Source organism: Kitasatospora sp. MAP5-34 (assembly GCF_029894335.1).
Classification (GTDB): Bacteria; Actinomycetota; Actinomycetes; order Streptomycetales; family Streptomycetaceae; genus Kitasatospora.
The window spans coordinates 25,187-43,479 of sequence record NZ_JARXZC010000009.1; the positions used below are offsets into that span (position 1 = coordinate 25,187).

At 72.0% G+C, this 18,293-nt stretch carries 17 protein-coding genes; 10 read left to right on the top strand and 7 right to left on the bottom strand.

Annotated features, from left to right (window positions below; genetic code table 11):
- Positions 1-34 precede the first annotated feature (34 nt).
- From recA to rny, 3 genes are all read left to right on the top strand, one after another.
- Entirely contained in the window at positions 35-1,153 is a 1,119-nt protein-coding gene (gene recA, locus P3T29_RS10695) for a recombinase RecA (protein WP_280716098.1), read from the top strand.
- Between the two features lie 4 nt (positions 1,154-1,157).
- Positions 1,158-1,943: a recombination regulator RecX gene (recX, locus tag P3T29_RS10700; RefSeq protein ID WP_280716099.1), complete on the top strand. Its 786-nt coding sequence runs from the start codon at positions 1,158-1,160 to the stop codon at positions 1,941-1,943.
- A 149-nt stretch (positions 1,944-2,092) separates the two neighbouring features.
- Entirely contained in the window at positions 2,093-3,559 is a 1,467-nt protein-coding gene (gene rny, locus P3T29_RS10705; protein ID WP_280716100.1) for a ribonuclease Y, read from the top strand.
- 24 nt (positions 3,560-3,583) lie between these two features.
- Here the strand turns inward: rny and P3T29_RS10710 are convergent, their stop codons facing one another.
- From P3T29_RS10710 to P3T29_RS10730, 5 genes are all read right to left on the bottom strand, one after another.
- A complete protein-coding gene (locus tag P3T29_RS10710) occupies positions 3,584-5,266 on the bottom strand; it encodes an FAD-dependent monooxygenase (protein WP_280716101.1) in 1,683 nt (560 codons plus the stop codon).
- Between the two features lie 275 nt (positions 5,267-5,541).
- Positions 5,542-6,369 (bottom strand): amino acid ABC transporter permease, encoded by an 828-nt coding sequence (locus P3T29_RS10715; RefSeq protein WP_280716102.1) that lies wholly within the window; start codon positions 6,367-6,369, stop codon positions 5,542-5,544.
- Positions 6,366-7,025, bottom strand: a complete 660-nt coding sequence (locus P3T29_RS10720; protein WP_280716103.1) for an amino acid ABC transporter permease — start codon at positions 7,023-7,025, stop codon at positions 6,366-6,368. Before P3T29_RS10720 ends, P3T29_RS10715 begins: the two co-directional genes overlap by 4 nt.
- 43 nt (positions 7,026-7,068) lie before the next feature.
- On the bottom strand, positions 7,069-7,965 hold the full coding sequence (locus tag P3T29_RS10725) for a glutamate ABC transporter substrate-binding protein (protein ID WP_280716104.1): 897 nt from the start codon (positions 7,963-7,965) through the stop codon (positions 7,069-7,071).
- Between the two features lie 154 nt (positions 7,966-8,119).
- Positions 8,120-8,848 carry an amino acid ABC transporter ATP-binding protein gene (locus P3T29_RS10730; RefSeq protein ID WP_280716215.1) on the bottom strand — a complete coding sequence of 243 codons (729 nt, stop codon included), beginning with the start codon at positions 8,846-8,848 and terminating at the stop codon, positions 8,120-8,122.
- Positions 8,849-9,235: 387 nt separating this feature from the next.
- On the opposite strand from P3T29_RS10730, the gene P3T29_RS10735 reads away from it, so the two are divergent.
- Together P3T29_RS10735 and P3T29_RS10740 are read left to right on the top strand one after the other, a co-directional pair.
- Positions 9,236-10,018: a response regulator transcription factor gene (locus tag P3T29_RS10735; protein WP_280716105.1), complete on the top strand. Its 783-nt coding sequence runs from the start codon at positions 9,236-9,238 to the stop codon at positions 10,016-10,018.
- Between the two features lie 6 nt (positions 10,019-10,024).
- Positions 10,025-11,452, top strand: a complete 1,428-nt coding sequence (locus tag P3T29_RS10740) for a HAMP domain-containing sensor histidine kinase (RefSeq protein ID WP_280716106.1) — start codon at positions 10,025-10,027, stop codon at positions 11,450-11,452.
- 43 nt (positions 11,453-11,495) lie between these two features.
- Here P3T29_RS10740 and P3T29_RS10745 read toward each other — a convergent pair whose 3' ends face one another.
- Entirely contained in the window at positions 11,496-12,506 is a 1,011-nt protein-coding gene (locus tag P3T29_RS10745; RefSeq protein WP_280716107.1) for a TAXI family TRAP transporter solute-binding subunit, read from the bottom strand.
- A gap of 89 nt (positions 12,507-12,595) precedes the next feature.
- Here P3T29_RS10745 and miaB point away from each other — a divergent pair, with 89 nt between their 5' ends.
- Together miaB and P3T29_RS10755 are read left to right on the top strand one after the other, a co-directional pair.
- On the top strand, positions 12,596-14,089 hold the full coding sequence (gene miaB, locus P3T29_RS10750; protein WP_280716108.1) for a tRNA (N6-isopentenyl adenosine(37)-C2)-methylthiotransferase MiaB: 1,494 nt from the start codon (positions 12,596-12,598) through the stop codon (positions 14,087-14,089).
- A gap of 174 nt (positions 14,090-14,263) precedes the next feature.
- The gene (locus P3T29_RS10755) at positions 14,264-14,962 is read left to right on the top strand and encodes a class III extradiol dioxygenase subunit B-like domain-containing protein (protein WP_280716109.1); all 699 of its coding nucleotides are present in this window, start codon (positions 14,264-14,266) and stop codon (positions 14,960-14,962) included.
- A gap of 53 nt (positions 14,963-15,015) precedes the next feature.
- On the opposite strand, the gene P3T29_RS10760 is transcribed toward P3T29_RS10755, so the two are convergent.
- Positions 15,016-15,264: an antitoxin gene (locus tag P3T29_RS10760; RefSeq protein WP_280716110.1), complete on the bottom strand. Its 249-nt coding sequence runs from the start codon at positions 15,262-15,264 to the stop codon at positions 15,016-15,018.
- A 165-nt stretch (positions 15,265-15,429) separates the two neighbouring features.
- On the opposite strand from P3T29_RS10760, the gene miaA reads away from it, so the two are divergent.
- From miaA to dapF, 3 genes are all read left to right on the top strand, one after another.
- Positions 15,430-16,392 carry a tRNA (adenosine(37)-N6)-dimethylallyltransferase MiaA gene (gene miaA, locus P3T29_RS10765; protein WP_280716111.1) on the top strand — a complete coding sequence of 321 codons (963 nt, stop codon included), beginning with the start codon at positions 15,430-15,432 and terminating at the stop codon, positions 16,390-16,392.
- A gap of 240 nt (positions 16,393-16,632) precedes the next feature.
- Positions 16,633-17,112, top strand: coding sequence for a hypothetical protein (locus tag P3T29_RS10770; protein ID WP_280716112.1), 480 nt, complete (start codon positions 16,633-16,635; stop codon positions 17,110-17,112).
- A 49-nt stretch (positions 17,113-17,161) separates the two neighbouring features.
- Positions 17,162-18,064: a diaminopimelate epimerase gene (gene dapF, locus P3T29_RS10775; protein WP_280716216.1), complete on the top strand. Its 903-nt coding sequence runs from the start codon at positions 17,162-17,164 to the stop codon at positions 18,062-18,064.
- Positions 18,065-18,293 lie beyond the last annotated feature (229 nt).

Genomic DNA, 18,293 nt, shown 5'->3' on the forward strand with positions numbered 1-18,293 from the left:
GAAGCGCACAGCACAGAACCCGAGGGTGGAAGCCATGGCAGGTACGGACCGCGAGAAGGCCCTTGAGAACGCCCTCGCCCAGATTGAGCGGCAGTTCGGCAAGGGCTCGGTGATGCGTCTCGGTGACCAGACCAGGTCCCCGATCGACGTGATCCCGACCGGGTCCACGGCCCTGGACGTCGCACTCGGCGTCGGCGGCCTGCCGCGCGGCCGCGTGGTCGAGATCTACGGCCCGGAGTCCTCCGGTAAGACGACCCTGACCCTGCACGTGGCGGCCCAGGCCCAGAAGCTCGGCGGCACGGTCGCCTTCGTGGACGCCGAGCACGCCCTCGACCCGGAGTACGCCCGCAAGCTCGGCGTCGACACCGACGCCCTGCTGGTCAGCCAGCCGGACACCGGTGAGCAGGCCCTCGAGATCACCGACATGCTGATCCGCTCCGGCGCGGTCGACCTGATCATCATCGACTCGGTCGCGGCGCTCGTCCCGCGCGCCGAGATCGAGGGCGAGATGGGCGATTCGCACGTCGGTCTGCAGGCCCGTCTGATGAGCCAGGCGCTGCGGAAGATCGCGGGTGCGCTGAACCAGTCGAACACCACCGCGATCTTCATCAACCAGCTGCGCGAGAAGATCGGTGTGATGTTCGGCTCGCCCGAGACCACGACCGGTGGCCGCGCGCTGAAGTTCTACGCCTCCGTGCGTCTGGACATCCGCCGGATCGAGACCCTGAAGGACGGCACCGACGCGGTCGGTAACCGCACCCGCGTCAAGGTGGTCAAGAACAAGGTCGCCGCGCCGTTCAAGCAGGCCGAGTTCGACATCCTCTACGGCCACGGCATCAGCTGGGAGGGTGGCCTGATCGACATGGGGGTCGAGAACGGCTTCATCCGCAAGGCCGGCGCCTGGTACACCTACGAGGGCGACCAGCTGGGCCAGGGCAAGGAGAACGCCCGCAACTTCCTGCGCGACAACCCGCAGCTGGCCGAGGAGATCGAGAAGAAGATCAAGCAGAAGCTCGGCATCGGCCCGAAGGACGAGACCGCCGAGGACGCTGCCGCCCCGGCCGCCACCGACGTCGACGGCGCGGTGAAGCCGATCACCGCGACGGCCGCCAAGACCACCGCCGCCAAGAAGACGGCCGCCGCCAAGGCCTGAACCGTTGAAGCAGAGTGAGGAGTCCACCGAGTCAGGCGGCTGGGGCCCGCCGGACTGGTGGACGGGTGGGGCCGAGAGCCCCGAGCGGGCGGAGAGTCCTGCGGGGGCCTTCGGCGGCGGTATCGAGCAGCTGGAGGTCGTCCGGGCCTCCGAGCTGCCCGTCGGCCGCCGCCGTCGGCGCACCGCCGTCGCCGATGAGCAGCCCGCCGGGCGGCCGCCGGCCGATCCCCCGCCGGACCTGACGCGTGAGCGGCGGCGCAAGTCCCGGGCGGAGCAGCGGCCCGAGGAGTCCACCGACCCGGCGGCCCGGGCACGGGACATCTGCCTGCGGCTGCTCACCGGCACGGCCAAGACCCGCAAGCAGCTGGCCGACGCGCTGCGCAAGCGTGAGATCCCGGACGAGGTCGCCGAGGAGGTGCTCGACCGGTACGAGGATGTCGGGCTGATCGACGACGCGGCGTTCGCCGAGGCCTGGGTCGAGTCCCGGCACGCCGTCCGGGGGCTGGGCCGCCGCGCGCTGGCCCAGGAGCTCCGCACCCGTGGGGTGGCCGGTGAGCTGGTCGAACAGGCTGTCGCGCAGGTGGACGCGGAGGACGAGGAGCAGGCGGCGCGCGCCCTGGTCGACCGTAAGCTCCGGGCGACCGCCGGTCTGGACCGGCAGGTCCGGACTCGCCGCCTGGTCGGGATGCTGGCGCGGCGCGGCTACTCGGAGGGCCTGGCCTTCCGGGTGGTGCGGGCGGCGCTGAGCGCCGGAAGTGAGGGCTCCGAGGAGGCCGTGGAGGAGTGGTGACGTCCGGTCAGGGAAGAGTCCGGACGGAGAAGTGTCAAGTCTCGATCGCATCTTGACCGTTTCGTAACCTGCGCCTAGCCTCACAGGCAGTGAGAGATCACAAGCTGTGAGAGATCACTCCGTACGGGCAGGGACAGGAGTGGCGCCGGATGAGGATCGCGATGGCTGTCGGATCGGTGGCCTCCGTAGGACTGGCCGGGGTGCTCTGCCTGGTCCTGCTATTCACCTGGCTGATGATCCGTCGGCTCCAGTCCGCCCAGCGCCGGGCCACCGCCGAGGCCGACCGCACCCGGGAGTGGGCCGAGGCGCAGGCCGCCCGGCTGCGGGGTGAACTCGACCGCCGGGAGGACCGCCTCACCGAGGAGCTGACCCGGCTGCGCACCCGCGAGACCGGACTCGCCGAGCGGTCGGCCGAGCTGGACGTCCTGCGGGACGGCCTGCGCGCGGCGACCCAGGAGCTGGCGGCGGAGCGGCTGCGCGCCCTGGAGCGGGCCGCCGGTCTGACGGCCGCTCAGGCGCGGGCCGAGCTGGTGCGGGCGGCGGAGACCGAGGCCGAGCGCGAGGCCGCCGTCGCCGTGCGAGAGATCGAGCGGCGCGCGAAGAGCGAGGGGGAGCAGCGGGCCCGCGAGATCATCGTGAGCTCGATCCAGCGCCTCGCCGGTGAGCAGACCGCAGAGGCGGTGGTGACCGTCTTCCGGCTGGCCAGTGAGGACTTGAAGGGCCGGATCATCGGCCGTGAGGGCCGGAACATCCGGGCCTTCGAAGCCGTCACCGGAGTGAACCTGATCGTCGACGACACCCCCGAGCTGGTCCAGCTCTCCTGCTTCGACCCGGTACGCCGGGAGACGGCGCGGCTGACGCTGGAGGCACTGCTCGCCGACGGCCGGATCCATCCGGCCCGGATCGAGGAGATCCACGAACGCAGCCGGGCCGAGGTGGAGCGGCTCTGCGTGCGGGCGGGAGAGGACGCGCTGCTGGCGACCGACGTCGGTGCCATGCACCCGGAGCTGGTGCGGACCCTCGGCACGCTGCGGTACCGCACCTCGTACGGGCAGAACGTGCTCGGGCACCTGGTGGAGTCCGCGCACATCGCCGGGATGATGGCGGCCGAGCTGGGGGTGGACCACGGCCTGGTCAAGCGGGCCGCCCTGCTGCACGACATCGGCAAGGCGATGAGCCACGAGGTGGCGGGCAGTCACGCCGCGATCGGCGCGGAGTTCGCCCGGCGGCACGGGGAGTCCGCCGAGGTGGTGCACGCGATCGAGGCGCACCACGGCGAGGTGGAGCCCCGGACGGTCGAGGCGGTGCTCACCCAGGCCGCCGACAGCTGCTCGGCGGGCCGGCCGGGGGCACGGCGGGAGTCCGTGGAGTCGTACGTCCGGCGCTTGGAGCGCCTGGAGGAGATAGCGGGTGCGCACGTCGGCGTTTCGAAGGTGTTCGCCATGCAGGCGGGCCGGGAGGTCCGGGTGATGGTCCAGCCGGAGCTGGTGGACGACCTGCGGGCCCAGGTGATCGCCCGTGAGGTCGCCAAGCAGGTCGCCGAGGAGCTGACCTACCCGGGGCAGATCCGGATCACCGTGGTCCGCGAGAGCCGGGCCACGGAGTTCGCCCGTTAGCCCGGCAGGGGCCGCGCTCGACCGTCAGCTCGCGGGTTCGGCGCCGGCCAGCGGGGACGGGCCGCCTCGGGCGCGGTCGGCGAGGTCCTGGAGGTCTTCCGCACGGCAGCCCTGGGTGGTGCCGACCAGGTGGCCGTCCGGGCGGATGAGCAGGACGGTGTGCGGGTCGGCGCCGGGGTAGGCCTCCGTCACCAGTACCTCTGTCGGCACCGGCAGCGCGGCGGCGACCTCGGCCAGCCGGGGCATCAGCCCTGCGCCCAGCCAGTGCTGGGAGGACCAGACGGCCGTGCCGGGGGCGACCAGCAGCAGCAGGAAGCCGACGCCGAGCCGGGCCCGCAGCAGGTCGGACGAGCCCTCCGTGGTGACCACCGGCACGTCGGGGACGAGTACCCCGGGTGAGGTGGCGGGCAGCGTCTCGGTGAGCGTGGTGCCCCGCCCGGCGCCCCGCTGGACCGGGACGCGTCCGGGCACGCCGGACGGTGCCGCCGGGTACGCGGGTGCTCCGCCGAACCGGCCGGTGCCGAGCTGACCGTCCGCCAGCAGTGGTGCGTGCTTGCGGAACGAGCCAGTGAGCAGCGACCGGCGGGTCTGCTGCCAGCCGCGCAGCGGCCGCAGCAGCGGCATGCTCTGGTCGACCGCGCGCAGCCGCGCGCCGACCGCGCCGCGCCGCTCCGCCTCGTACCCGTCGAGCAGCGAGCCGCCGGGCTGCGGGCCGCCCGCGTGCAGGTGCCAGGCGAGGGCGAGGCGCCAGGACAGGTTGTCGGTGTCCCGGAGGCCGTCGACCAGGTTCTGCATCCCGAGCGCGCCGTGCAGGTGGGCGGCGTCCCCGGCCAGGAAGCAGCGGCCGACCCGGAAGCGGGCGGCCAGGCGCTGCTGGGCGGTGTGGTCGGCGGCGGCGAGCAGGTCGTACGCGGGGAGTTCGCCGCACCAGCCGGTCAGGGTGGATTTCACCCGGGCGAGCAGGGTGTCGCCGGTGACGACGCCGGGCCAGGTGGCATGCGGGTCGACCGGGGCGGTGGGGGCCGGCCGGCCGGGGGGCAGCCGCCAGTCGAGCCGCCAGAGCCCGTCCGGCAGCGGGCGGGCGGAGGCTTCGCGGTCGCCGCGCCACGGCGGTTCGCGGTGCACCCGGGCCTCGCCGGTGAAGGGCAGCTCCACCCGGACGGTGGCGACGGCGTGCCGGTCCACGGCGGGCCGGCCGGGGAAGCGGACCTTGAGCAGCTTGCGGACGGTCGAGCGCGCGCCGTCGCAGCCGACCAGGTGGCTGCCGCGCCACCAGGTCTGGGTGCCGTCCTTGGTGTGGCCGGTCCGGACGTTGACGCCGTCGCGGTCCTGTTCCAGCTCGGTCACCCGGCTGAGCGGCACCAGCTGGATCAGCGGGGTCGCGGTGACGGCGTCCCGCAGGCCGCGCTGCAGGCGGTGCTGCGGGAGGTGCAGCACCGGGTCGTCGTCGAGCGGCAGCCGCAGCACCTCGCTGCGGCGGCGCCAGACGGTGAAGGCGTCCCAGCGCGCGGCGTCCGAGGCGGCCCGGGTGTAGCCGAGCCGTCCGAGGAAGGCGGTGGTGTCACCGCCGAGCACGACGCTGCGCGGGCCCTCCGGGCAGACGCCGGCGCCCTCGTCGAGTACGACCGTCGGCACTTCGTGCCGGGCCAGCGCGAGCGCCAGGGCCAGGCCGACCGGCCCGGCCCCGACCACGATCACCGGGTCCACGGCAGCGCCTCCCGCCGCACGGACGGAACGGCTGATGCGGCGTCAGTAGGGCCTGGGCCCTGTCCGGCCGATCCTGCCGGGCGCACGACGCCGGGCATCCCGCCTGGACGCACCGGCGAAGCGCCCAAGTACGACCCGGTACGAGGGGGCTCCGCCGGCACGCCCAGCCGGGCGCCCAACGCCGCGCGCTGAGCCGACAAGATCGGCCGGACAGGGCCTGGGGAGGTACCGGGTGGTGTCACGAAGAGCAATGCAACAGATCACCTGCGTGTCCGTCAAGCAGCGACAGGTGTACGCCGGTTCGCGCCGCGACGGCCGCGTGCCTCGATCCACTTTGCCAACGCGGTAAGCAGGAGGCACATGCCGATGTAGATCGGGCCGATCACCAGCACCACGGGGATGTAGGGATAGCCGTCGGGGGTGGCCGTGTTACTGGCGATCAGCTTTCCGGCGTAGAGCAGTTCGGTGTAGGTGATCACGAAGCCGAGCGAGGTGTCCTTGAGGGTGACGACCAGCTGGCCGATGATGGCCGGCAACATCGAGCGGACGGCCTGCGGCACCAGGATGGCCGTCATCACCTGGGATTTGCGCATCCCGAGCGCGTACGCGGCCTCACCCTGTCCGCGCGGCACCGCGTTGACGCCACTGCGGATGATCTCGGCCTGCACCGCGCCGTTGTACAGCGTCAGGCCGGTCACCAGCGCCCAGAGCGGCGAGGTGGTGAAGAAGGACTGGTAGAGCGCGAAGATCATGATCAGCAGGGGCATCGCCCGGAAGAACTGGACGATCGCGGCCGCCACGGCCCGGACCGGCCGGTGGTCGGAGAGCCGCCCGGCGGCCAGCAGCGCGCCGAGCACCAGCGAGAACGCGGCGGCCAGGCCGAACGCCTTCAGCGTGTCCAGCAGCCCGTTGACGATCAGCTGCTGGACGGCGGTGTACTGGAACGGGTCCCACATGGCGGCCGAGAACTGGTTCCGGCTCGCCAGGCTGTCGTACGCGTACCAGAGCAGCCCGGCGATCCCGAGCACGGCGAGCACGCCGAACGCGCGGTAGCGGGCCTTGGCCCGGGGGCCGGGCGCGTCGTAGAGGACACTCGAACTCATCGGGCCACCGCCAGTCGGTTCACTCGGTTCTCGATGACACGGAACAGCAGGCCGACCGCCGCGCTGATCACCAGGTAGGCGAGCGCCACCCAGAAGAAGATCGCGAAGATGGCGTACCCGCGATCGCTCAGCGTCTGCTGCACGTTGTAGAGCTCGGGGACGCTGAACGCGCCCGCGATGGCGGAGTTCCTCGGCAGCGCGATGAAGACGCTGCTCAGCGGCGACAGCACGGATCGGGCCGCCTGCGGCAGCACCACCAGCGTCAGGGTCTGGCCGAACGTCATCCCCAGGCTCCGGGCGGCCTCGGCCTGGCCCAGCGACACGGTGTTGATGCCCGAGCGCAGCACCTCGCAGACGAAGCTGCCGGTGTACGCGCTGAGCGCGATCGCCGCGAAGACGAACGGGGAGAGGTGGACATCGAGCTGCGGGAGCCCGAAGTTCACCGCGATGAACAGCAGCGTCAGCGGGGTGTTGCGGAAGATGTTGACCCAGACGGTGCCGAACACGCGCAGCGCCGGCACCGGGGAGACCCGGAAGGCCGCCAGCAGGATTCCGAGCAGCAGCGCGAGCACGGCGCTGACCGCGCTGAGCTCGAGCGTCCGCAGGAAGCCGTCGCGGAACAGCGTGAAGTTGCCGTGTTCGAAAAGTATGCCCATGCCGGCGGCCCTCCTCTCGATCTAAGGGGCTGTCAGAGCCGGATCAGTAACGGTCGAGGGTGGGGATCGGTGCGGCGGCGGAACCCGAGAGACCGAGCGTGGCGTCGTACGCCTTCTTCCAGTCGCCGTTGTCCTCGTGGGCCTTGATGGAGTTGTTGATGGCGTCCCGGAGCGCCTTGTCGTCCTTGCCCAGGCCGATGCCGTACGGCTCCTGGGAGAACGGCTTGCCGATCACCTTGAGCTTGCCGGGGTTCTTGGCGGCGAAGCCCTTGAGGATGGTGTCGTCGGTGGTGACCGCGTCGACCTCGTTGGTGAGCAGCTTGTCCACGCACTGCGCGTAGGTGTCGTACGTGACGGTCTTGCCGCCGAGCGAGTTGATCCGGTCGATCGAGGTGGAGCCGGCCACCGAGCAGACGGTCTTGCCCTTGATGGAGTCGCTGCCGGTGATGTCGGTGTTGCTCTTGAGTACCAGCAGGTCCTGGCCGGCCACGTAGTAGGGCCCGGCGAACGAGACGGACTTCTTGCGCTCGTCGTTGATGGTGTAGGTGCCGACGTAGTAGTCGATCTGGCCGCCGGAGATCGCGGTCTCGCGGTTGGCCGTGACGATCGTCTTCCAGTTGATCTGGTCGGGCGTGAAGCCGAGGTCGGCCGCGACCATCTTGGCGATCTCGATGTCGAAACCGTTGCGGGTGTTGGTCGTCAGGTCCTCGAAGCCCAGGAACGGCTGGTCGGCCTTGGCACCGATGGTCAGCTTGCCCGCCTGCTTGGCCTTGACCCAGGTCGGCGAGGAGTCCAGCTTGAAGCCGGTGTTCACCTGGTACGTCGGGAGCTGCGGGGCGCCGGGGGGAGCCGCGTTCGGCGACCCGCTCTTGCCGCAGGCGGCGACGGCGGTCAGCGCGAGCACCGACATGGCGGCGGCGATGGTGCGACGAGTCCTCATGAGGGTCTGTTCTCCTCGGTCTTGGCCACGGGTCAACCGGGCACTTCGGGGCTTGGGTTCCGGGTCGGGCGCGGCACGACGTACCGGCCGGTCGGCCGGACACGCCCTCGGGCCCGTGCCCCGGAGCAGCACTGACGCTAGATCAGGGTGGTGCTCAGTGGTGAAGGATCTTGGAAAGGAAGTCCTTCGCGCGGTCACTGCGGGGCGCGGTGAAGAAGGCCTCGGGGGTGTTCTCCTCGACGATGCGGCCGTCGGCCATGAAGAGCACGCGGTTGGCGGCGGAGCGGGCGAAGCCCATCTCGTGGGTGACCACCACCATCGTCATGCCCTCGGCGGCGAGCGAGCGCATCACCTCCAGGACCTCGTTGATCATCTCGGGGTCCAGCGCGGAGGTCGGCTCGTCGAAGAGCATCACCTTGGGGTTCATGGCCAGCGCGCGGGCGATGGCGACCCGCTGCTGCTGGCCGCCGGAGAGCTGGGCGGGCAGCTTGTCGGCCTGCGCGGCCACGCCGACCCGCTCCAGCAGCGCGCGGGCGGTCTCCTCGGCCTGGGTGCGCGGGATCTTCCGCACCTTCACCTGGCCGAGCACCACGTTCTCCAGCACGGTCTTGTGGGCGAAGAGGTTGAAGCTCTGGAAGACCATCCCGACCTCGGCCCGGAGCTTGGCCAACTCCTTACCCTCGGCGGGCAGCGGGTGGCCGTCCAGGGTGATCGTCCCGGAGTCGACCGTCTCCAGCCGGTTGATCGTCCGGCAGAGCGTGGACTTGCCCGAGCCCGACGGGCCGATCAGCACCACGACCTCGCCCTGCACGATCTCCAGGTTGATGTCCTGCAGCACGTGCAGCGCCCCGAAGTGCTTGTTTACGCCGCTGAGCACCACCAGGGGGGAAGGACGCGAGTCGCTGGGGGTGGTCTCGGTCATCGCGGATAGCTCCCTCGGATCTGACCCCGGGTCAACTCCCATGGGTCGCAGTGCTGGTGGTGCTGGTCGTGCGGGCGCTGGTCCTACAGGTGCTGGTCCGGGGGCCGAGAGCCGGCGGAGCCCGCAGCCCCCGGTGGGCCGACCCTAGAAGGCCTGACCATGTCACGTCTGCCGATCTGAGCGGAACTTGAGCATCACGATCCGGCCACACCGTCCCCACACGGCCCCCCGAGCGTGTCCAGGGGCGGTGGCCCCGTGACAGGAAGCGCGGACTGGACAATACTCCGCAAGGACCGGGCCCACCCCGGAGCCCTGACATGCTGGAACAGCCCACGAAAGGAGGCCGGGATGCGCTTGCTCCTCGTCGAGGACGACGAACGGGTCGCCGCAGCGCTGGTCGCGGTGCTGAGCCGGCACGGCTTCCAGGTCCGCCATGCCCGCAGCGGGCACGAGGCACTGGACGCACTCGTGCCGGACGGCAGCGACCCGTACCGGGTCGTGCTGCTCGACCTCGGCCTGCCCGACCGGGACGGCTTCGAGGTGTGCAGCCGGATCCGGGCCCACAGCGGCGTCCCGGTGATCATGGTCACCGCGCGGGCGGACATCCGCTCCCGGATCCACGGCCTCAACCTGGGCGCCGACGACTACGTCACCAAGCCGTACGACATGGGCGAGCTCCTCGCCCGGATCCACGCCGTGGCCCGCCGTGGCATCGCCGCCGGGCCCGAACAGGGACCGGACGAGCAGCCCGCCCAGCCCGGACCACTGGAGTCGCGCGGCATCAGCATCGACCGCGAGCGCCGCCGGGTCAGCGTGCAGGGCCGCGACGTACCGCTCACCCGCAAGGAGTTCGACCTGCTCGCCCTGCTCGCGCAGAGTCCCGGCGTGGTCTACCGGCGCGAGCAGATCTTCAGCGAGGTCTGGCGCAGCGGCTGGGAGGGCAACGGGCGCACCCTCGAGGTGCACATCGGCTCGCTGCGCACCAAGCTGGCCCTGCCCGGTCTGGTCGAGGCCGTCCGGGGCGTCGGCTACCGGCTGATCCCGGAGCAGCCCGCCGAGCCCGAGGGGCCTGCCGCCACCGTGCCCGGCGCTGCCGAAAAGCCCGCCGACGGTACCGAAGCGGAGCGCTGACCGCTCGTGCGCAACCGTCTGCTCGGCATCCTGCTCTCCCTGATGGCCTGCGTCCTAGCCGCGCTCGGGGTGCCGCTTGGCGTCGCCATCGCGGCCGCCGAGCAGAGCCGGGTGGAGGTCGACCGGATCGACGACGCGGCGCGTTTCGCCCAGGACCTGCCCACCGCCGGTCAGCCGACCGTGGGCGCCGCGCTGAAGGGCGACTCCACGCCCGCCCCCGGTGACACCGGCCGCGTACACGCGCTGGCCGCCGAGGCCGCCCGGTACTACGAGCTGTACGGCATCCGGGTCGGGGTCTTCCACCGGGACGGCAGCGCGGTCGCCATCGCCCCCGCCGACTGGCGGCTGCCCCGAACCGGGCGCGGTGTCGAGGCGTTCCAGGAGGCGCTGGACGGGCGGCGCAGCCACAACCCGCTCCAGGTCTGGCCGTGGACACCGGACCGCACCCTCACCGTCGCGGCCCCCGTGGTCCGGGACGGCGACGTGATCGCGGTGGTGCTCACCGAGTCCCCCACCGGGCCGCTGCGTTCCCGGGTGCTGCACCGTCTGCTGCTGCTCGGCGGCGGTGAGTCGCTCGCCATGATCGCCGCGATCCTGCTCGCGGTGCGGCTCACCGGTTGGGTGCTGCGTCCCGTCCGCACCCTGGACCGGGCCGCCCACGACATCTCCACCGGCCGGATGAACGCCCGGGTCGCGGCGAGCATCGGCCCGCCCGAACTCCGGCGACTGGCCCGTTCGTTCAACGACATGGCGGACAACGTGCTGCTCGCCCTGGACCAGCAGCGGGCCTTCGTCGCCGACGCCTCCCACCAGCTGCGCAACCCACTCGCGGCGCTGCTGCTCCGGGTCGAGCTGCTCGGCATGGAACTGCCCGAGGGCCACGACAACGAGCTCGCCGGAGTCCGGGAGGAGGGGGTCAGGCTGGCCCGGGTGCTGGACGACCTGCTCGGCCTGGCGACCGCCGAACACGCCAGGCCGGTGCCCGAGTGCGTCGACCTCACGGCGCTGGTGCTCAGCCGGATCGATGCCTGGCGGCCGGTCGCCGAGCAGCGTGGCATCCGCCTCGACTGGGAGGGCCCGGCGCTGGCGGTCGGCCTGGCCGACCCGATCGGGCTCGGCAGCGCGCTGGACGCGGTGCTCGACAACGCGCTCAAGTTCACCCCGGCCGGGGAACACGTCCGGCTCGGCATCGAGACCACCAAGCGGGAGATCAGCGTGACGGTCTCCGACGCCGGCCCCGGCCTCACCGAGGAGGAGCTGGCCCGGGTCGGCGACCGCTTCTGGCGGAGCCCCCGGCACCAGAACGTGGACGGCTCCGGGCTCGGACTCTCGATCGCCCGTACCCTGCTGCTGGCCGGCGGCGGCTCGCTCGACTTCGCCCCTGTGGAGCCCACCGGCCTGGCCGTCCGGCTCACGGTGCCCCGGCCTCGGTAGGGCCGGCCTCGGTAGGGTCGGCCGGAGCCGGGGTCTGCCGGAGCTAGGGCTTCACGGAGGTGTAGTAGCGCCGGGCGCCTTCGTGCAGGGGCAGTGGGTCGGTGTAGACGGCGGTCCTGAGGTCCACCAGCTGGGCGGCGTGCACCCTGGCGCCGATCAGGTCCCGGCTGTCCAGCACCGCCCTGGTGATCCCCTCCACCAGCCGGGGGTCCACGTCGTCCCGGGTGACCAGCAGGTTCGGCACCGCGAGGGTCGCCACCGCGGTCTGGGCGGGGTACGCCTTCGGGTAGGCGTCGGCCGGGATGGTCGCGGCCCGGTACGCGTCGGTGCCGCCGCCCTCCTGCTGCTGCACCGCCTCGGCGAGATCACCGAGCGGGACGATCCGGATCGGGAACTGGTTGGAGAGGTCCGTCAGCGCGCTGGTCGGCAGGCCACCGGACCAGAAGAACGCGTCCAGCTTCCCGGCGCGCAGCTGGTCGGCGGCGTCGCCGACCCCCAACTGCGCGGGGGTGATGTCCCGGTCCGGGTCCAGCCCGGCGGAGGCCAGCAGCCGCCGGGTCACCAGGTTCACCCCGGACAGGCTCTGGCCCACCCCCACCCGCAAGCCCTTGAGGTCCGCCGCCCGCCGCACCGGCGAGTCCGCCGGGACCACCAGCTGCAGGTAGTCGTCGTAGAGCCGGGCGATGGCCCGCAGCCGGGGCTTGCCGGGGCCCTGGTACTCGGCGACGGCGTCGGCGGTCGCTATCGCGAACGAGTCCCGGCCCGAGGCCACCCGCTCCAGGTTGTCGATCGACCCCTCGGAACGGTCCAGCCGCAGCCGGACCCCGGGCATCGCGGTGGTCAGGTAGTCGCGCAGCAGCTGGCCGTAGTTGTCGTAGACGCCGCTCTCCACACCGGTGGCGAACCCGCTCTCGCCCGTGGGGTAGCCGGCCGAGCCGCCCGAGGAGAGCCACCACCCGCCGATCGCGCCCGTCACCAGCAGCAACGCGGCCACGGCCCGGCAGAGCCGGCTGTGGGCGGTGGCACGCAGCAGGGCGCCGGGGGTGGAGGTCATGCGCTGGAGTGTGCCAGGCCCGGGCCGCGAACGGGAGAGGGTGACGGGTGCGGACCGTGCTCTCGCACTCTTCTCGTACTCTTGGGTCCGTGGGTACGAGCCAGGATTCCAAGAGCTACAAGGTCGTCACGTACGGCTGTCAGATGAACGTCCACGACTCCGAGCGCCTCTCCGGGCTGCTGGAGGACGCCGGATACGTCAAGGCCACCCAGGAGGGTGATCCCGACCTGGTGGTCTTCAACACCTGCGCGGTGCGCGAGAACGCCGACAACAAGCTGTACGGCAACCTCGGGCAGCTCGCGCCGGCGAAGACCCGGAACAAGGACATGCAGATCGCCGTCGGCGGGTGCCTGGCGCAGAAGGACCGCGACACCATCGTGCGCAAGGCGCCGTGGGTCGACGTGGTCTTCGGCACCCACAACATCGGGCACCTGCCCGCGCTGCTGGAGCGGGCCCGGATCGAGCAGCAGGCCCAGGTGGAGATCCTGGAGTCGCTGGAGACCTTCCCCTCCACACTGCCCACCCGCCGTGAGTCGGCGTACGCGGCCTGGGTCGCGATCTCGGTCGGCTGCAACAACACCTGCACCTTCTGCATCGTCCCCGCGCTGCGCGGCAAGGAGGAGGACCGCCGCCCCGGTGACGTCCTCGCCGAGATCGAGGCGCTGGTCGGCGAGGGCGTCATCGAGGTCACGCTGCTCGGTCAGAACGTCAACTCCTACGGCTCCGACCTGGGCGACCGCGAGGCGTTCTCCAAGCTGCTGCGGGCCGCCGGGCAGATCGACGGTCTGGAGCGGATCCGCTTCACCTCGCCGCACCCGCGCGACTTCACCGACGACGTGATCGCCGCGATGGCCGAGACCCCGAACGTGATGCACCAGCTGCACATGCCGATGCAGTCCGGTTCGGACAAGGTGCTCAAGGCGATGAAGCGCTCGTACCGGCAGGAACGGTTCCTCGGCATCATCGAGAAGGTTCGGGCCGCGATGCCGGACGCCGCGATCTCCACCGACATCATCGTCGGCTTCCCCGGCGAGACCGAGGAGGACTTCGAGCAGACCATGCACGCGGTCCGCGAGGCGCGCTTCGCCAACGCCTTCACCTTCCAGTACTCCAAGCGGCCCGGCACCCCCGCCGCCGAGATGGACGACCAGATCCCCAAGACCGTGGTGCAGGAGCGCTACAACCGGCTGATCGCCCTCCAGGAGGAGATCTCCTGGGAGGAGAACAAGAAGCAGGTCGGCCGCACGCTGGAGGTCCTGGTCGCCGAGGGCGAGGGCAAGAAGGACGACCGTACGGACCGGCTCTCCGGCCGCGCCCCCGACAACCGGCTGGTGCACTTCACGCGGCCGACGTCGCCGGTCCGCCCGGGTGACGTGGTGACGGTCGAGATCACCTACGCGGCCCCGCACCACCTGCTCGCCGAGGGCCCGACCCTCGCCGTCCGCCGCACCCGCGCGGGCGACGCCTGGGAGAAGCGGCAGGCGGCCCCGGCCGCGAAGCCGGCCGGGGTGATGCTCGGGCTGCCGACGATCGGCGCGCCCGTGCCCGTGCCTCCGGCGGCTGGTGGCTGCTGCGGCGATTGAGGCTCACGTACAGGACGGGGGTACCTGGCAGGGGCGCGCTTGACTTACTGCGTGCGCGACCAGGGCACGACGTACGTTGGCGGTTGCGCGCGTACGCAGTTGATCCAACAGGGCCCCGCGCCCCTGTTGTAGTTGCCGTAGGCGGTCACACGGCTGCTCGCTAGAGTGATCCGCATGCTTGTTGCCGCCGCCGTCTGCCCATGCCCGCCGTTGCTCGTGCCCGAGGTCGCCGCCGGGGCGGCTCCTGAACTGGAGCCGCTGCGGGCGGCCTGTGCGGAGGCGCTCGGCGAGTTGCTGGCGTCCGGGGCCGAGCTGATCGTGGTGGTCGGGACCGGGCCCGCACCGGAGGTCTGGACCGAGGGTGGGGCGGGGTCGTTCCACCGGTACGGCGTCGAGCTGGCGGTCCGGCTGCCTTCGGGCGGGGTGGACGGGCCCGAACTGCCGTCCTCGCTCACCGTCGGCGCCTGGCTGCTCGACCGGGCCGGTGCGGCGCTGCCCACGCACGCCTGTGCCGTACCCGTCGACGCCGCGCCCGACCGGATGCTCGGCCTCGGCCGGGGCCTGGCCGAACTCGCCGACCGGGTCGGGCTGCTGGTGCTCGGCGACGGCAGCGCCCGCCGGTCGGTGAAGGCCCCCGGCTACCTGGACGAGCGCGCCGAGGGTTACGACGTGGCGGCGGCGCAGACACTGGCCACCGCCGATGTCGAAGCCCTGGCGGCGCTCGACCCGGTGCTCTCCGCCGAACTGCTGGCGGACGGCCGGGCGCCCTGGCAGGTGCTCGCCGGCGCCGCACGCGGAGCCGGGCTCGGCGCCCGGCTGCGCTATGACGACGCGCCCTACGGCGTCGGCTACTTCGTCGCCTCCTGGAGCTGACTGGAGCCTCCTGGAGCCGGTTCGAGCCGGCGCAGTCGGTCCGCCGGTCGGCGTCAGGACGCTGCGGGGCCCTGGCCGTTGCCCTCGTCCTTGGGCTTGGCCGCGAAGTGGTCGACCGCGTCCTTGGCCTTGCTGGTGCCGTGCTCGATCTTGTCGCTGTACTTGTGCTTGGTGGCCTTGTCCACCGCCGCGCCGGCCTTCTCCACCACTTCGTCGATCTTCTCGTTGTGCTTGCCCGCGAGCTCGCTGGCCTTGTCCTTGAGCTCGTCGGCCTTGCCCTTGAGGTTGTCCATCAGGCCCATGGCTGCTGTCTCCTAGTTCGGGTCGGCTGCGTCACCCGGTCCAACGCCTGGGTCGCCCCGGTCGTTCACGGGCGGCCATCCGGTCGTACCGGGTGAAATCACCCATATCCTTCCACGATCACCTGCCCTGACACGTGTCCGTCGGGCTTTTGGGAGACTGGGACCGTGAGCAGCTCCCAGCCAGTCCCGCCCGGCGCCTCGTCCGGTGCCCCGCCCCGTGTCGTCTCCGTCGTCGGCGCCACCGCCGCCGGCAAGTCCGATCTGGCCGTCGCCATCGCCGGCAGCCTCGGCGGCGAGGTGATCAACACCGACTCGATGCAGCTCTACCGGGGCATGGACATCGGCACGGCCAAGCTCACCCAGGAGGAGCGCGGTGGCATCCCGCACCACCTGCTGGACATCTGGGACGTCACGGAGGCGGCCAGCGTCGCCGAGTACCAGCGGCTGGCCCGCGCCGAGATCGACCGGCTGCTGGCGGCGGGCCGTACGCCCGTCCTGGTCGGCGGCTCCGGGCTGTACGTCCGGGCGGCGATCGACGAGATGGAGTTCCCCGGTACCGACCCGGCCGTCCGCGCCAGGTTGGACGAGGAGCTGACCGAGGCCGGTTCCGGCGCGCTGCACCTGCGACTGGCCGGGTTGGACCCGGCCGCCGCTGCCGCCATCCTGCCCAGCAACGGGCGCCGGATCGTCCGGGCCCTGGAGGTCATCGAGATCACCGGCCGGCCGTTCACCGCCAATCTGCCGGGGAACACCGCCGTGTACGAGACGGTGCAGATCGGTGTCCAGGTCCCGCGCCCCGAGCTGGACGAGCGGATCGCGCTCCGGGTGGACCGGATGTGGACGGCGGGGCTGCTGGACGAGGTGCGCGAACTGGAGAAGGCGGGGCTGCGGGACGGCCTCACGGCGCCCAGGGCGCTGGGCTACCAGCAGGTGCTGGCGTACTTCGCGGGCGACTGCACCGAGGACGAGGCCCGGGCCGAGACGGTACGGGCGACCAGGCGTTTCGCCCGCCGCCAGGAGTCCTGGTTCCGCCGGGACGACCGCATCCACTGGCTCGCCCGCCCGGTCGGCGCGGACCCGGCCGAGCTGCTGGAACGGTCGCTGGAACTGATCCGGAATCAGGTTTAAGGCTGCATTCAGACTCCGTACGAGCGAATCAAGCCATCGGCCGGTGCATTTGCAGGTGCATGACGAACCGGGGGTTACGGCCGCATCACGTCATGGCCACGGATCACCCGTGTTCCCGGTGGGACGCCCTGTCGACGGCCCTGGACATGCCATCATCGAGAGCATCAGAGGTCGGTCGCGGGGGCCGGCCTCACCGCTCGCGAGTCCGTGAACTCGTGTCGAACCGTCAGGGGAGGCCGCGTGTCGACCGGTACCGGCCCTGAGACCGAGCAGTTGCCGCACAACGCGGACAGCCCCGAACTCACTCTGCCCGGACAGCTGCTGAGCACCTCGTACGCACTCGCGATGCCCGCGCTCACCGAGGTCGCCCCCGGGTTCGTGCACGAGCGGGAGATCCGCCCGCTCCGCAGACTCCGCTGGTGGCAGATCCTGCCGATCGTCCTGCTGGCCGCTGTCGGCTCGCTGATGTTCGGCTTCCCGCTCGCCTTCGGCTCGGGGGACGGCGCCTCGGCGATGATCGGGATGCTCGGCCTGCTGCTCACCGCCGCCTCGCTCGGCTGGGGCGCGATGGCGGCCCGGATGGCCGGGTACAAGTGGCCGGGTGTGCCCAGGCGCGGCAGTGGCCGCCGGGCCAGCCGCCGGGCCATCGGCAGCTACACCCTGGCGGTGGCGGTGGCCGTGGCGCTCGCCGTCTGGCGGGTCGTCCACCTGCGCGGCTGAGGCTCCACCGGTAGGTGCGGCGATCAGGTTTACGGAGTCGCTAAGTACCATCGACCGTGTGAGCGCATCGACTACCCAGGGCGTGCCCTTCCTCAAGGGCCACGGCACCCAGAACGACTTCGTGATCGTCCCCGACCCGGACGGGCAGCTCGACCTCGGTCCGGCAGCCGTCGCGGCGCTGTGCGACCGGCGGGCCGGTATCGGCGGCGACGGGCTGCTGCGGGTGGTGCGCTCCGCCGCCGATCCGGCCGGTGCCGAGCTGGCCGACCGGGCCGAGTGGTTCATGGACTACCGCAACTCCGACGGATCGATCGCCGAGATGTGCGGTAACGGCGTCCGGGTCTTCGCCCACTACCTCGTCCGGGCCGGCCTGGCGAAGCCGGGGACGATCGCGATCGCGACCCGAGCCGGGGTGCGACAGGCCCTGGTCGCCGAGGACGGGCCCGACGGGGCGCCCGGTGAGATCACCGTCGACATGGGGCGCGTGGCGCTGCCCGGCCCCGAGGGCATCGAGGTCGCGGTGGGGGAGCGGCGCTGGCCGGCCCGCAACGTCAACATGGGCAACCCGCACGCCGTCGCGTTCGTCGCCGACCTCGATCACGCCGGTGACCTGTACTCGGCGCCGCTGACCACCCCGGCCGGGGTGTACCCCGAGGGCGTCAACGTCGAGTTCGTGGTGGACCGGGGGCCCCGGCACGTCGCGATGCGGGTACACGAGCGGGGCTCCGGCGAGACCCGCTCCTGCGGCACCGGCGCCTGCGCGGTGGCCGTCGCCGCCGCCCGCCGGGACGGTCTCGACCCGGCCGTCACCGGCGAGAGCGTCACGTACACCGTCGACCTGCCGGGCGGACGCCTGGTCATCACTGAGCACCCGGACGGGCGCGTCGAGATGACCGGACCGGCCCAGATCGTCGCCGAGGGTTTCATCGCTCCGGGCCTGCTGGCGCTCTGACCTGCTGGTGCCCTGGCCTGCTGGTGCCCTGGCCGGCTGGTGCCCTGGCCGGCTGGTGCCCTGGCCGGCTCGCCGAGGAGTCCGCTTTCCCCCGTTCCGCGACGCGTGAATCCCCCCTATCGAGTGATCTCGGTAGCGGACGGGAAGCAACGCGTCGCGGAACGTGCTGTGCTCGGTAGCATGTACCACCGGGGCGGGAGTCGCTCCGGTGACGGCTGCCGGAGGTGCA

Bases quoted from the DNA above. Each gene is read 5' to 3' on its own strand.
- recA (WP_280716098.1), top strand. From the start codon at position 35: ATGGCAGGTACGGACCGCGAGAAGGCCCTTGAGAACGCCCTCGCCCAG.
- rny (WP_280716100.1), top strand. From the start codon at position 2,093: ATGAGGATCGCGATGGCTGTCGGATCGGTGGCCTCCGTAGGACTGGCC.
- P3T29_RS10715 (WP_280716102.1), bottom strand. From the start codon at position 6,369: ATGAGTTCGAGTGTCCTCTACGACGCGCCCGGCCCCCGGGCCAAGGCC.
- P3T29_RS10720 (WP_280716103.1), bottom strand. From the start codon at position 7,025: ATGGGCATACTTTTCGAACACGGCAACTTCACGCTGTTCCGCGACGGC.
- P3T29_RS10725 (WP_280716104.1), bottom strand. From the start codon at position 7,965: ATGAGGACTCGTCGCACCATCGCCGCCGCCATGTCGGTGCTCGCGCTG.
- P3T29_RS10735 (WP_280716105.1), top strand. From the start codon at position 9,236: ATGCGCTTGCTCCTCGTCGAGGACGACGAACGGGTCGCCGCAGCGCTG.
- P3T29_RS10745 (WP_280716107.1), bottom strand. From the start codon at position 12,506: ATGACCTCCACCCCCGGCGCCCTGCTGCGTGCCACCGCCCACAGCCGG.
- P3T29_RS10755 (WP_280716109.1), top strand. From the start codon at position 14,264: ATGCTTGTTGCCGCCGCCGTCTGCCCATGCCCGCCGTTGCTCGTGCCC.
- P3T29_RS10760 (WP_280716110.1), bottom strand. From the start codon at position 15,264: ATGGGCCTGATGGACAACCTCAAGGGCAAGGCCGACGAGCTCAAGGAC.